Raw genomic sequence first — 321 nt, 5'->3', positions numbered from 1 at the left:
GTGCTTCACAGCACGCAGTCGATGCAACACGTATGCGCCTTCGTGCTGCAGATGAAGCCAGAAGGCGGACAACTGATTCATCAGTCCGACCTGGGCACATTGGCTATCGAGAAACATGCAGGTGCGCTGAGAGTCTCATCCGGCGGGATCGACCCGACGGTGACGGGCTTGGGCATGTGCGGTGCGCATGCCGATATTGATGGTCTGGAGTTTTCTTTTGTGGACAATCGCAGACGCCTCGGCGAACGCACGGTTGCCCACTCCTGATTGATCCAGGCGGAAGGCATCGACGCAAGGCGTGGATTTACCGCGGCGCTGTCG

General features: G+C 58.9%; 1 protein-coding gene. It reads left to right on the top strand.

Translation table 11 applies throughout. From position 1 onward, the window contains the following. On the top strand, positions 1-267 hold a 267-nt coding region (locus EN850_RS36745; RefSeq protein WP_189591331.1), incomplete at its 5' end, for a hypothetical protein. Positions 268-321: the final 54 nt, after the last annotated feature.

This window comes from Mesorhizobium sp. M8A.F.Ca.ET.207.01.1.1, assembly GCF_004794715.1.
Classification (GTDB): domain Bacteria; phylum Pseudomonadota; class Alphaproteobacteria; order Rhizobiales; family Rhizobiaceae; genus Mesorhizobium.
Note: the sequence above shows the minus strand (reverse complement) of the source record. Positions and strands in the feature narration are given on the sequence as shown.